Consider the following 13994-nt stretch of genomic DNA (forward strand, 5'->3'; position numbering starts at 1 on the left):
CGCAATAAAGCGCAGGCACAGCCAAGTATTTATGGGGGAATTTTTTGTGGCGAACCGTAAGTCCATGGACGAACTTTGTTGTAGTATTAGTCGATAGTTTTAGGATTTTTCTGTTTTTGTACGAAGTCACGAAGCACAAAATACTTCGTTAGGATCGAGCATTGGATCTGTCAATCCGTTTATTATTAAGCACATATTATTTTTTTTTACTTTGAATAAGCGATTGAATTTCATAAGCTTATACTGTTCTATTTGTCGTAAGAATTTAGAACAGAAGGGTTGAAGGGAGTTGTCTGTCTGATAACAAACGCAATCCAAAAGCGCATCATCAGAATAAAAAAAGTCTTTGTGGCTATTGATGGCTCAGGCTTAGTCCAAGAAGCCATTAAGCAAGGATTTGTTTAGAAACACTTTTCGAATTTTAACATATTTTACTTAAAAACAACCTTTCTTGTTAAAGGTTGTTTTTGCTATGTATGCATTCCACTTCTTCTTTATATGTTTGGTAAAAGTCATCTTAATTTCTAGATGAGAAAGCAAGTGTAAGTGGGATTGATTACATATTAAGAAACTTTAATCACTGTATTAGAATTTGAATTAAAAAAAATTAAGTTAAAATCCTCCAGAGTCGAAATTGTTTTTTTGATTGTGATAGAGTTGGTTACGATTTGAAACCAGTTCGTAATAATTTTTTTTACCAAGAAGAATCATTAAAAGAAATATTATAAATGAAAATTTAAAATTCAAATGATTTTGTGTTTTCTATTGATGTATTTAGCGCGTCTTTAAATTTTAATGCTGTCTATAATAAGAGTCTGTACATTGATCACAGTGGGAATATTAAACACTATATAGAAGATGACTTTTCTTTTGGTAAAATCAAAGGGAGTAACCTTAAAGAAGTTGTCCCTAATACAGAAATTTTAAATTTTTGGGCAGTTTCAAAAGACAAAATTTAAGTATGTAAGGATTGTGAATTTAGATATATGTCCAAATGGTAGCATTCCATTTAAAGAAAAAGAAACAGATTTATACTATTCAACTAAAATACAACTATGACCCCAATAAAAAACTTTGGAATAATGCCTCGATATTTTAATTTATTACTATTGTTCTTATTCATTTCTTGTGGCTCAAATAAAAGTAAATTGTCTGATAATAATTATTTTAACAGAAATTATTTTTACAATGATTCTTTAAAAGTGGGAATTGATTTTGATAAAAATATTCAATTCAGGGAAACTTCTTTTACCAAAGAAAAAGAATTTAAACAATTATTAAAGAATAATAAATTATCATCAAAAGACCTTTTTTTAGTTGCTGATGCAAAAGAAAAAGGCATTGAGATGTACTTTTTCTACCAGAATATTCCATCGTCGAGTGTTGATTCAAACAATATTAAAACAGTAGTATGTGATACGGTAAATAATACTTTGTTATTCGAAAAGCAAAAAGGAAAAAGAAAAGTTTTAGGAGTGATGAAATCTAATTCAAGTAGGGACAAGAACTCTTCGGTATTCGTTGAGGATTTATTGAATAAAATTGCTATTGACTCATTAAATACCAATAAAATGTCATATGTATCAATATTTATAAATAATTTTCCCGGTGTTCATCCCAATCCGCTTTTTGCAAGCAAAAAGTTGGAAACTGCGCCTCTAAAATCTGAAAAGGGAAATGATGATAAATTCCAATTTCTTGTAACTGTTAATGCATCTATGTCTAATAATAAACTATATGATTCTTTAATTGTGGATTACGAAAAAGAGAGCAAACAAAATTTCAATTCATTAATTGCCGATTTATCAATCAAGGACGACGTTTACAAAGACAATGCTATTTTGGGTAAAATTGCTGAAATAGCAAAGGAAAACCAAGTGATTATGCTTAATGAAAATCATTACTATCCTAAACATAGATTATTTGCGATGGAATTATTAGAAACTCTAAAGTCGAATGGATACAATTATTTGTCATTAGAAGGATTTAATAGTAAAAGCTCAGAAAAGGAGTTAACCCCAAATTACAATAATGGAATTTACACAGATGAACCTTATTTTGCTCATTTCATAAGAAAAGCTATAGCATTGGGTTTTACTGTTTCAGGACATGAAAACTATGATAAAGGAGTTGATAGAGAATTGGGTCAGGCAAAAAATATTTTAAAGATTTTGGAGAAAGATCCTAAGTCCAAAATTTTTGTATATGTTGGGCACGGCCATCTTGAAAAGAAACACGCAACTAAGAAATTGATGGCAGAATATTTTAAAGAATTGTCTGGAATTAATCCAATAACAATTAATCAAGCAAAAATATACGCAGATAATAAACAAGATTTGATTTTAGTTCCTCGCAAATACCTTAATGACACAACGAAAGTAAAATCTTCTGCGGACTATTTTTTGATAAATAACCTCAAGCCAAATTTAAAAATGATTTATCCTAATGCTGAATTCAAAAAAGCATTTATAAAGAGCCAAAAAATTTCTGGCTATAAAAAGAAGGAGGTCCTTGTTGAAATAGTTGATTTTAAGGAATTTGATTTAATGAAGAACTCGGCAATTCCAATTGAAAGCTCTTTAATTATTCCTAAAAATGAAACTGTCAATTTTGATTTGCCAATTGGTAAATACCACATTTTTATTAAAACTGAGGACAATAGTATAATTTATGATGATGATTTAATTGTAAATTAATGACAAGATTTCCTTATTATAATCAATTGACAAAAAGATTGCGGTGCAACCTGCTTAAAAATTGCAGCCAAGTATTATGGTAAAATAATTAACATCCAAACCCTACCTCATTATAGTGAAACTCTTCGAGATAGCAGTAATTGCAAAATTAGTTTTTGATGGAGAAATAACTCTAGGGATGATGATGGCTATAAGGAATATAGTGGGAAGTTTGAATGGTCCGATTGTACAATTAATTACTTTTATTCGTGAAGTGCAAGATGCAAAAATATCACTGGCACGTTTATCTGAAATACATGAAAAAGAAGATGAAACGCAACAAGAAGCACATCAAACACATGACATTCCCAAAAATTGTTGTTGAAGTTTTGCGAACCCAATAGCGGGGATATTAATCTATATTCCAAGCCCACATCCAATGGGAACGGGATTAAAATTGATTTAGGAAATCTATCCCAAAAAGCTTGGTGTGCAAATATTAGGGCAGTCATGCAGGAAGGTTTTGTTTTAAATGATACCATAGCCAATAATATTGCTGTTGGGGTCGATTCTATTGATAAAAAGAAGTTGATTTATGCTGCTGATGTAGCCAATTCTTAAAAGTTTATTTACTTATGATTAAAAAAATACTTATTGTAGATGATCATTTTATTGTAAGGTCCGGAATGTCGATTTTGTTGGAAAATGAAATAGATAATGTTCAAATTTCTGAGGCAAATGATTTTCAGGAAGCACTTGTTGAATGTGGTAAAGTTACTTTTGATTTAGTGATATTGGATATCAATTTACCTGGTGGAAAAAAATGTTATATGGTTGATGATTTGCGGGAGTTTCAAAAAGATGTCAAAATATTAATTTTTTCTGCCCACGAGGAGGATATTTATGCTTTTCGTTATATCCAGGCTGGAGCAAATGGATATTTGAACAAATTGAGTGATAGCGAGACCATTGTTAAAGCTGTAAAAACAGTTTTGGAAAAAGGAAAATTTATTTCAAATGACATAGTCAATAAATTTATAGCATTTTCACAACACAGAAAAGAAAGTGATAACCCTTTGGAATATCTTACCCATCGTGAATTGGAAATTGCAGAACTTCTCGCAAGAGGATTTGGAAACCTTGAGATAGCAAATGAGTTGGATATAAAAATGACGACGGTAAGCACCCATAAATTAAATGTTTTTAAAAAAGTTCACGTAACCAATATTATAGAATTAGCTGAATTGCTTAAGAAATTTAAGGGTTAGAAAAATTAAATCAGTAATCAAGGGGCTTATAAATGTCAGAATACCAGATTGAAAATTTTAAAAGATTTTGTTATAAATAAAATTGATATTTTTATATCTTTATATAATTAATTTATAATTATGACAATTCAACAGTTGAAATATATCGTTGCCCTAGATGAAGAACGACATTTTGCAAGAGCGGCCGAAGTATGTATGGTTACACAGCCAGGTCTTACCATACAACTTAAAAATTTGGAAGAAGAAATTGGCATTAAAATCTTTGACCGTAATAAAGTGCCTTTAACACCAACTAAACTTGGAACAGAAATTATAAATCGGGCAAAAAAAATTCTTAGGGAAGCTGATGGCATCAGAGATTTTGTGGTAAATGAAAAAAACCTTTTGGAAGGGGAATTAAAACTTGGTATAATTACAACATTGTCTCCATACCTTATACCATTGTTTATTAATGCAATGAAAGAAGTTGCTCCCAAAGTACACTTTATCATCAAGGAAGCCAATACTGGACAGCTGATGAATGATCTGGAAACTGGTGTACTGGATGTGGTTATTATGGCTACACCGACAGGCAATCCGAATTTGATAGAGCATCCGATATTCAAAGAACCTTTTGTAGCTTATCTGAATACACTTCATCCGATGGCCAAGGATGATTATTATGAAATGCAACCCGGAGATAAGACAGAATTATTATTGCTTCATAGTGAATTTTGTTACAATGCCCAGTTGCTGGATATTTGCGGATTAAAGAATCCAGAAAAAATAAAAGAGCAATTCTCGTATGATATCAGTTCTATCGAAACCTTGAAGAATCTGGTGCGAGCGCAATTAGGATTTGCCATTGTTCCCGAGCTTTCCATCCAGAATGAAAAAGAATTAGGACTTTTCAAACCCTTCAAGGAGCCAAAGCCAGTAAGGGAAATCAGTTTGGTGGTTTCTGATTCCTTTTCAAAAAAGCTATTGCTTGAAAAAATGAATGAGGCCATTTGGAATTGTTTACCTGCATCACTTCAAAAAGACTTTGCTTACCGTAAAATCAGATGGAATGATTCTCCTTATTTTGTCAAATCTGTGAGTAGATTTTTATGATCAATAAGAAAAAACCTGACAGTGTTGCCAGGTTCTTTTGTTTATAATCTAATAATTAAAGGAATCTTATTTTTTAATGTTGGCTGCTGTAATAATAACATCAGCAACTGCTTTAGGTTGTGACATAAAAATCACATGACTTCCTTTAACTTCAGTAATTTTAGTGTTGGAACGTTTGTACATAGCTCTTTGAATGGATGGATTTATACTTTTATCGTCCGTGGCAACAATTGCGTAAGCCGGTTTATCTCTCCATGCAGCTTTCGTGATTGGTGTTACGAAACCTTTAGCATAAAAAGCACCTTGAGATGCGAACATAAATTCAGCCTCTTCTTTGCTGATGTCAGCACAAAAACCTGCATGATATTTAGCTTGGTCATAGTAAACTATTCCTTTGTCATCTGGAGCCAATACACCATTTTCAGGTGCTGGCGGAGCAGTTTGCAACCATTGCAATGCTGATTCACCATTATCAGGCTGGAAAGCAGCTACATAAACCAAAGCAGCAACTTTTGGATGGTTTCCGGCTTGGGTAATGACTGCTCCGCCCCATGAATGTCCTACAAGAACTGTTGGTCCATCCTGTTTATCTAACACTACATTTGTCGCAGCAACATCGTCCTCAAGAGATGTTAAAGGATTTTGAACAATTGAAACATGGTATCCTTTTCTACTAAGAACTTCATAAAGTGCTTTCCATCCTGAACCGTCGGCAAAGGCACCATGTACGAGTACAACGTTTTTAATTTGTGCTGTTGATGCTGTCTGTGCATTAGAACTTACTGATGTTAATAAGAAACTAATGATAAAGGCTGCGAACATGAAATAATGTTTCAATTGTTCTTTTAAAGAGATTGTTTTCATTTTTTTTAATTTTAAATTGTTGTGTGTTGTTTTTAAATTTATTTAAGCTATTAACGCCACCGATAAAGTAATTTCTGTATTCAGTAATTTTGAGATTGGACAGATTTCTTTGGCTTTCTGTGCAGCTTTTTGAAATTCATCCTCAGTAATTCCAGGAACTTTTCCATTAAGTTCTAATTGAATTAAAGTGATGGAGCCATCTTCAAAAGTAACTTTGGCTACGGTGTTTAGATCTTCTGGAACAAACCCGGCTTCACTAAGTAAAAAGCTTAGTTGCATAGTAAAACATCCGGAATGTGCCGCAGCAATTAATTCCTCAGGATTGGTTCCCACACCTTCTTCAAAACGGGTTTTAAAAGATAATTGTGCACTGTTTAAGGTAGTACTCTGTGTACTGATAGTTCCTTTTCCTTCCATTCCTGTACCTTTCCAATTTGCGTTTGCTCTTCTTGTAAATTTCATGATCTTAAATTTTTAGATTGTTTTTTAAATGATTCAAATCATTTGTTTCGATTTGATGGGACAAATTTATGGTGATGATTATTATAAATCAAATTAATAATTTTATGCACTTATAAAATTTAATTATAATAGTATGACCTAAACAATACAAAACGTTCTTAATAGATTCCTGGCATAAAGTTTTCTTTGATGTCATTTAAGGGTAATACTGATGTGGTAGAAACTTTGTGATTAATTATTAAAGTGTTTTATTTCTTCACCACCAAATACACCAGTCCAGGGTCATTCAAGAGCCGTTCCATTTCAGAGTGAATTATATCCTGAATATCCTGTTTGATCTGCAGATAATTTCGTTGTACCATGACATTATCCAGCTTGCGGATAACGGCAATATCAACATAATTCTCCTGCTCTTTTTTAAGGGCTTCATGGTCATTTATGATATCGCAATGAAACGTTTTTAATTCAATTTTGCAATCGGGATCATCGGCTACCATACCAACGAATTCGCCCGAGCTAAGGGATGAGATTTTAGATGGAGGTACGGCTGATTCCAATTGTTTGGAACGGCTGATGGAAGTATCGCCACTGTTAATGGAAAGACTTTCTCTGTCCTGCATAATTTTACCAAACCGTTCCGAAAGTTGTTTGGCTGTATCACCGTTAACCTGTCCGCTAATGATATTTCCGGTGATGTTCATAATCACATCGGCCTGTTCCCGGCCATAGTCTTTTCGTAGTTGGCTAAAGTCTTGAATTCCTAAACAAGTAGCTACTTTATTGCTGCGTGCCGTGGCAATCAGGCTATCCATATTGTTGAGGTAGATGGTCGGAAACTCATCAAATATCAGACTGCTTTTCTGCTTTCCTTTTTGGTTGACCTGCTTGACCAAGCGGTTTACATATAAGGACAGTACAGCTCCATATATCTGTATTTTTTGTGGGTTGTTGCCCATACAGACAATCTTGGGTTCTTTTGGATTGTTGATGTCCAATGTGAAATCATTGCCCGATAAAACATAATAGAGTTGGGGAGAGGAGAGTCTGGCCATGGCAATTTTGGCAGAGGCAATCTGGCCTTCCAATTGGTCCATGGCATCATTGAGATAGGCATTGACAAAAGGATTGATAAGTACCTCAATTTCTTTTTCGGTTCGCAGTATCGTAAATAGACTGTCATAATCCATCTGCATGAGTTCGATGACATGGGGGAGAGTGCAGAACTCTCCGTCTTTGTATTTTTTCAAATACCAGATGATAGCCGAGAGAAAGTTAATTGGTGACTCCACAAAGAAATCACCCTGTTTTTTGATCCATTCCCGGTTTAATCCCAGCAGAATTGTCCGGGCTGATTCGGAAGCATCGGTAATGTCGGTCATGGATGAAGGGTCTAAAGGATTGCACCTGTGACTACGAGTTAGGTCGTCAAAGTTGATTACATAAAATTGAGGAACAATAGGGTAGAGGTGCTTGTTTTTGAGCCATGTATTGTAGGCAATTTTGGAGAGATCATCGAACTTAAAATCATAGATAAACATGCTAAAGCCTTTGCGAATGTGCTGGGTAATCACGTGCCGAATTACAAAATACGATTTACCCGAACCAGGTGTTCCCAATACCATTAAGGCTCGAAAAGGGTTGATGATGTTGATCCAACTGTTTCTGACTTTATCCTTCAAATGATATCGGGCCTGCAGGTTAATGGAATATTCATTCTCCAATAATCTCTCTTCTTGTGGAAAGGTTTCATTTTCTTTATTGAAAATGTCTTTGTGGTTGAGTCTGTTTTTTATAATTCGGGATAGGAGCGTGCCTCCTGAAAGTATTAGAAGATAACCAACAGTAGTGATAATCATATAGGCTATGGCAGCCTGTACAATTTCAAATTTCAGATACAATGTAAATACGGCAATAAAATAAATCAGTAGGCCTGTAATTATATAGGCAAAAGCTGTTTTATGATTCAGCTTTTCGTCTTTACGCCCTTTGGAACCTAGGAGCGAAATCGCTAAAAATCCCAACACAAAGAGTTTGGATTTATGAAAATTACCGAACAATCCCGTGTTGTGGATATTGCCTAAAATAGTATCACTGAATCCGCTAATAAGGTGCCATTCGCGAAAAGCTGAGTAGCAGTAATAATAAAAGTGAATTCCTAAAATAGCGATACTGATAAATCGTGTCATATCGAGTATCTTTCTCAATGCCTGTTCGTTTTCTCCCGTCTGCATAGCCATGGCGTCGTTTTTTATCGATTATCGGATTGTCCTTTTCTTTTTCTTTTTTTTCGTTTTTTCTTTAATGCGTTAGGGAGATAATTTCCAACATACTCCGTTTGAATCAGGTCATTGATTAATTGTGTGATGGTACTGTTCGATATCGGTTGGTTTTGATTTTCATTCACTGGCATTTTAACTCCCAAAAACGTAATTTTTGGTGTTCTAGCTTCGCAACGTTCCTGTATGGCTTTGGCGGAATATTCCTTGCCTAACGAGCTACCGTTAAAAACACTTTTGGTGGTGTGATCCACATAGGTAATGCCATAGAGTATGCCCTCGGCGTTTGTTCTTAAAACAATGCTTATACCTTGCTTTTCCAACGCTTTTGTAAGATCACCAAGAGTTGTTTTTTTGTTTAATAATGCCAAGTCGATAAGGTTTCTTATTCGTTTACTGTGTGATGTTGATTTAACTTTGTTAGATTTAAATTTTTCTTCAAGGAATTTTAAAGTCGGTTTAAAGTAAAAATCACTTGCTTTAATTGGAACACCAATAGGCTTGCCTTGCGGGTTCAGTATCCGATACACGAGTCCATTTGCTTTGAATATTCTTGAGTTTTCGCTTCCCCTGTCCGCATAAACATTGTATTGCCCCAATACGGCATTAAGTTCAGGAAGACTTGAATAGCTATAGGAAGAAAGCACTGCGCTTAGTACGTTGGCAATTGCTTTTTTGGACTGAATTTTTCCATACTGAATCTTGCCCGTTGGAATAGCCAAAATTTCAAAACTTTTCTTTTTTAGACTGTTCTCCGCCTTAACCAATCCAAATAAATTTTCAATTTCTTTCCGGGCCGTTTCGGACTGGTTTTTCCCAATGTTTTGCATGTCTATTCGCTTACCGTCCGCCTTGACCTTTATCGAAACAATGTGGATATGGGGATGTCCAGCATCATGATGCTGATAGACCAGATAGGGCTGTGAACCAAATCCAATTTTTGTCATATAGAGTTTTGCGATTTCCGTAAGTTTTTCTTTTGACAATCCAGTTTCCGAGGGGTCAAAATTCAATGAAATATGAACGCTGTTTCGTGTTACATTTTCATTGAGTTCCAATTGTTTCAGCAGAAAGTTTAATTTAAAAACACTGCTCATTTGATCTGAATCCATTGGGTAATTTCCTTCGGCAATACATTGTGCGTCACCAATTGAAACTTTGTTTTCATTGTAATTGAAAATGCTTCTTATAGAATGTCCTGTCTTTATGATTGCAACCATTTTTCAGAGAGATTTTGAATGTGTTTTTTAATTTGGTCTATGGAATTAAATAGCACTTTTTTTTCCAGTTCATTAGTGATAATCCAGTGTTTAAATTCCTGAATTTGTGCGAGGGTATGGAGTTTTTTTACAGCTTGGTTGAAGTTGTTCCCAATGGCGTTTAGCTCACTTCTAAGCTCTATTAATTCCATAATCAACGCGTCCAGTGACTCATTGCGATATTTCATTACAACAGGTTTCTGTAAAAGGTTTTTTCTTGCGAAATCACTTATTTTTGGGCAGGTTGATTTCTTAAATCGTTTGTACAATAGGTCATACTCCTCAATTGTCAATCGTAGATGTAGCCATCTGGTTCTGTTTTTACTTTGCTCTTCCATCATCTCTCTTTTTACTCATTAATTCAATTAGTTTTTTATTTGAATTCGTGAATTTGCTACGCTTCATTTCATTTTATGCAAACTATTTTCCTTTCAGTGTCACTGCCCACGAGTTCCGAGTGAAGGGGCAGCAAGATATCGGTTGTGATACAACCGGACATCTTGCCGATTGCAGGAACGTGGCAATCTTTCAGTCATTTTAAACAATTTTGATCTTTTAAGTATTCGTCAAAATATAGGTTTCTTTTCGATCTTGGAATTTTCATTTTAAAGCTATGTTTTGGATTTAAATACTCAAGGAAAGGGCACGCTAACTATTTTGGGGCTATTGATGCCAATAATCAGAATCCAATCCGCTCATCAATTAAATGGAAAGGAGTGTGCTTTTTCTAAAGGGAAAATCCTTTTTTTAAATAACAAAGTCCTGACTGTTTTAGGGAAGGTTTTTGTTGTTGTCTTCAAAAGTAGAAGTGTCTCTAACAATCAATATGAATTTCTATTGCTCTTATCCATTGCTAAGTTAAGTAAGCCCTTTGAATACAACCTATCATAGTCATATTTCACTTAGGATAAGCTCGAAACCGCTTTATATCTTTGTGTCATAAAACATTAATTTAAAAGTGAAAATTATGATTACAACAAATGATGTGGCCAAGGTTTTTGATACTGTTTTGAGTATCCCTGGAATGAGTGAGGTAGTGAAGATTGATTTGAAAATTTCACGAAAAAATGTGCTGTTATTGAACCATGTAATTGAACGCGGACTGGCACTGGAAAGTGATACTCCGGGATTGCTGGGGAGCTTGTCTGAAGGCGGTTTATCAGAGCTTAGAAATGTTTCCGAGGAATGTCTCCAAAAAGCAGGCCTTGTGGAATTAAACCAAAAGCTTACGACCTTAAGTGAAGCTTGTAAATAGCTTTAGTATTTCCAAAATTAAAGAAGTGCCTGCCGGATAAATGTTATGTGGCAGGCACTTTTTTTATTTTTTCCCTAAAATGATGAAATGGCTTATTTCTGAAAACTTTTGGCTTGGTTTTGACACTCATTTTTGAAAAGATCCCCTCTAAATTTGTTTCTGTTTTTATTGAGATTAATTTCTTGATTTTTAAAGATTCAGTAACAAGTAAACTTTTAGGATTATGAAAATGCAGCTCAATTATAAAAGAATTTTTATTGAAATTGTATGTTTGCTGTATATTCTGCTATTCGTTTATGCGGCATGCAGCAAAGTACTGGACTTTCAAAATTTTCAGGTTCAGTTAGGACAGTCGCCATTATTAACTGCTTTTGCAGGATGGATTTCAGTTCTGGTGCCTCTGCTTGAATTTCTAATCTGTATCCTGCTTATGATTCCAAAAAGCCGGCTTGCCGGATTATTTCTGTCTTATGGATTAATGATTTTATTTTCAGCCTATATTTTTATAATCCTTCATTATTCTTCCTTTGTACCCTGTTCCTGCGGGGGAGTATTAGAAAAGCTGAATTGGAATCAGCACTTACTATTCAACCTCATTTTTGTTCTCCTGGCAGTTGTCGCCATTTTATTTTATATAACCGATAACAGAATTAAAAACTTTAAAAGAAGAACAATACTAGCTCTCTTTTTCACTATTACTTTAAGTAGTATTGTTTTAGTTATTGTATTGTTTCAAATCTCTGAAAATATTGTTCATTATCATAACAGGCTCACTAGGCGATTCCCGCATACTCTAATTCATAAAATTGCCAGTCTGGATCTAAATTTGAATTCATTTTATATCGCAGGAGTGGACGATGATAGAATTTATCTGGGCAATACCACGACGCCATTACTGATCACGGTGCTTAACGGCAGACTGATTCAGACTAACAAAAAATTTATCGATCTGGATCGTAAAGATTTGCCTTTTCAAGGAGTCAAAATCAGTATGCAGCCACCTTATTTTTTTGTCACAGACGGGACAGTTCCCTGTATTTACAGAGGGCTTGTCAAAGATTGGAAAGCCAGATTGATACGTAAAGGGGGTGAATATTTTGGCGCAGCCAAAGCAATGGATTCAACGTCGGTGGTTGCCTGCACTTACAGCTCCATTACAGGCGAAGGTATACTGGGCATTATCCATGTTGGTAAAAATACCAGCACGATATTAAATCCTGCCATTCTGCAAAAGCAGGCTGATGGAGCCTTCGACACTGACGGGCAATTGCATTACAGTGCTGGCTTGCAGAAAATCATATTTTTGTATGCGTACCGCAATGAGTTTACAGTGACAGATCGGAATTTAAAAATCGATCTTAGGGGCAATACAATTGATACCATTTTCCATGCTCAGCTAAGTATTGTCAAGGTTAAGAGCCATAAGCAGCGAAAATTCTCCAAACCACCATTATTTGTCAATAAAAGCAGTGCTGTGTTTAATAATCTGCTGTTTGTAAATTCAGCCATTCCCGGACGATTTGAAGAGGATAACCTCTGGAAATTTGCCAGTATCATTGACGTGTATGACTACAAAAAGAGAAGCTATCTGTTCAGCTTCTGCATTTACCATATTGATGGAAAAAAAATGAAAAGCTTTGTAGTGCAGGAGGATAAACTGTATGCCCTTATCGGCGACCATATTGTCTTATATCATCTGGATAAAAGAATTACTTCCAGTTATGTAAAAACACATAAAAACAATCTATTGGCCAAGTAGCAGGGGTCAGATCGAAAACCTGTAAAAAAGAGTAGATCAGTAACTTTAAATTTTTAGTATTATGAGAACGAATGTAATTAAAATCGTTTTGCCAATGGCAGTGGTGGCACTGGGATTGGTTAGTGCCGCCGGCACAAGTTCACTGGATAAAAAATTTGCCCCTAAGATGGGGTACAATAGAATTAACGTTTCGCAAAGCTGTAGTGCTGTTGCTGAATGTGGCAATGCTGGAGGAGATGCCTGTACGGCACCAGATGGCAATGCACTATTTCAGCAAGGAGCCTGTCTTGTTCCTCTGACTAAGAATTACCAATAATTAAAGTCAAGGAACAAAAAAGGATACCTCCACTTAAAAACTAAGTGGAGGTATTTTTTTTAAAAAATAAAATCAGATAATCAGCATTCAAAAAATAATCAGTCCTAAACCGTGGTTTTTTATGTAGTGTATGAGTTTTTTTAAAATACCTTGAACCCTTTGTAAAATTTCATGCTGTCCAGGGAATCAGCACCGCATCAGTTTATCTGCAGCATCAAATTTCGATATGCTGACATTGCAGTACGAAACAGTTTCAAAAAAGAACATAAGATACCAGTACATACATCCACTATAGTGGTTATATATATCTGTAATCTGCGGTAAATAGCCAGCAGTTTATTTCGCATACAATCAAAGCAGTAGCACTCAATTATCACTTTTCATCCATGGCTGGATCCTACCATTTTTCAGATAGCAATCAAACCATTGCTGTATGCGTTCAGAGAGGTCTTTCTGATTTTCTTTCTTTAATAAAAAATGGCCTTCTTCGGGATACACCAGCAGCGTATGGGTTTTGTTAAGACGGCGAAGTGCCATGTAAAATTCCATACTCTGCAACGGATGCACAGTGGGGTCCTCCTTGCCAGTCCATCCCAGTAAAGGAGTCTTTATAGCTGCGGCCAGTAAAACAGGTGAGTTATGGAGGTAGCTTTGGGGATCTTCATAAAGTGATTTTCCAATCCGGATCTGATCATCTTCAGCACGGAAATATTCCGGCTTTTTAAAACCGCTGTTGATAAAGAGGTAGCTGCTTACCAGATCTGTCCA

Annotated in this window: 13 protein-coding genes and 1 pseudogene; 8 read left to right on the forward strand and 6 right to left on the reverse strand. The window is 35.0% G+C overall.

All coding sequences use genetic code 11. The features are described 5' to 3' along the window. The first annotated feature begins 1055 nt into the window (after window positions 1-1055). The 5 genes and pseudogenes from VFS71_RS14105 to VFS71_RS14125 all read left to right on the forward strand — a co-directional run bounded on the left by VFS71_RS14105 (window position 1056) and on the right by VFS71_RS14125 (window position 5035). Window positions 1056-2696, forward strand: a complete 1641-nt coding sequence (locus VFS71_RS14105) for a hypothetical protein (protein ID WP_326402018.1) — start codon at window positions 1056-1058, stop codon at window positions 2694-2696. Between the two features lie 60 nt (window positions 2697-2756). Then, the gene (locus VFS71_RS20255; protein ID WP_414656002.1) at window positions 2757-2855 is read left to right on the forward strand and encodes a hypothetical protein; all 99 of its coding nucleotides are present in this window, start codon (window positions 2757-2759) and stop codon (window positions 2853-2855) included. Further along, a pseudogene (locus tag VFS71_RS20260) lies at window positions 2818-3290 on the forward strand (peptidase domain-containing ABC transporter); the annotation flags it as partial. The gene VFS71_RS20255 and the pseudogene VFS71_RS20260, both read left to right, overlap by 38 nt. 20 nt (window positions 3291-3310) lie before the next feature. Then, window positions 3311-3943 (forward strand): response regulator transcription factor, encoded by a 633-nt coding sequence (locus tag VFS71_RS14120; protein WP_326402023.1) that lies wholly within the window; start codon window positions 3311-3313, stop codon window positions 3941-3943. Between the two features lie 120 nt (window positions 3944-4063). Then, window positions 4064-5035 carry a hydrogen peroxide-inducible genes activator gene (locus VFS71_RS14125; RefSeq protein WP_326402024.1) on the forward strand — a complete coding sequence of 324 codons (972 nt, stop codon included), beginning with the start codon at window positions 4064-4066 and terminating at the stop codon, window positions 5033-5035. A 66-nt stretch (window positions 5036-5101) separates the two neighbouring features. On the opposite strand, the gene VFS71_RS14130 is transcribed toward VFS71_RS14125, so the two are convergent. The 5 genes from VFS71_RS14130 to VFS71_RS14150 form a co-directional block, all read right to left on the reverse strand. Next, window positions 5102-5899, reverse strand: coding sequence for an alpha/beta hydrolase (locus VFS71_RS14130; protein WP_326402026.1), 798 nt, complete (start codon window positions 5897-5899; stop codon window positions 5102-5104). A 42-nt stretch (window positions 5900-5941) separates the two neighbouring features. Beyond that, window positions 5942-6361: an OsmC family protein gene (locus tag VFS71_RS14135; protein ID WP_326402027.1), complete on the reverse strand. Its 420-nt coding sequence runs from the start codon at window positions 6359-6361 to the stop codon at window positions 5942-5944. A 248-nt stretch (window positions 6362-6609) separates the two neighbouring features. Beyond that, window positions 6610-8592 carry a conjugal transfer protein MobC gene (gene mobC, locus VFS71_RS14140; protein WP_326402034.1) on the reverse strand — a complete coding sequence of 661 codons (1983 nt, stop codon included), beginning with the start codon at window positions 8590-8592 and terminating at the stop codon, window positions 6610-6612. 17 nt (window positions 8593-8609) lie between these two features. Further along, window positions 8610-9857, reverse strand: coding sequence for a relaxase/mobilization nuclease domain-containing protein (locus tag VFS71_RS14145; protein ID WP_326402028.1), 1248 nt, complete (start codon window positions 9855-9857; stop codon window positions 8610-8612). Continuing rightward, complete coding sequence (locus VFS71_RS14150) at window positions 9842-10234, reverse strand: plasmid mobilization protein (protein ID WP_326402029.1); 393 nt, start codon at window positions 10232-10234, stop codon at window positions 9842-9844. The genes VFS71_RS14145 and VFS71_RS14150 overlap by 16 nt, the downstream gene beginning before the upstream one ends. A gap of 629 nt (window positions 10235-10863) precedes the next feature. Between VFS71_RS14150 and VFS71_RS14155 the strand changes: the two genes are divergently transcribed. From VFS71_RS14155 to VFS71_RS14165, 3 genes are all read left to right on the forward strand, one after another. Further along, window positions 10864-11151, forward strand: a complete 288-nt coding sequence (locus VFS71_RS14155; protein ID WP_326402030.1) for a hypothetical protein — start codon at window positions 10864-10866, stop codon at window positions 11149-11151. A gap of 223 nt (window positions 11152-11374) precedes the next feature. Beyond that, the gene (locus VFS71_RS14160) at window positions 11375-12910 is read left to right on the forward strand and encodes a MauE/DoxX family redox-associated membrane protein (RefSeq protein WP_326402031.1); all 1536 of its coding nucleotides are present in this window, start codon (window positions 11375-11377) and stop codon (window positions 12908-12910) included. A gap of 61 nt (window positions 12911-12971) precedes the next feature. Further along, the gene (locus VFS71_RS14165) at window positions 12972-13226 is read left to right on the forward strand and encodes a hypothetical protein (protein WP_077376872.1); all 255 of its coding nucleotides are present in this window, start codon (window positions 12972-12974) and stop codon (window positions 13224-13226) included. A 366-nt stretch (window positions 13227-13592) separates the two neighbouring features. Here the strand turns inward: VFS71_RS14165 and VFS71_RS14170 are convergent. Beyond that, the coding region (locus VFS71_RS14170) for an alpha/beta hydrolase family protein (protein ID WP_326402032.1) at window positions 13593-13994 on the reverse strand (402 nt) is incomplete at its 5' end.

Origin of the sequence: Flavobacterium sp., assembly GCF_035760125.1 — a bacterium.
Taxonomy (GTDB): Bacteria; Bacteroidota; Bacteroidia; order Flavobacteriales; family Flavobacteriaceae; genus Flavobacterium.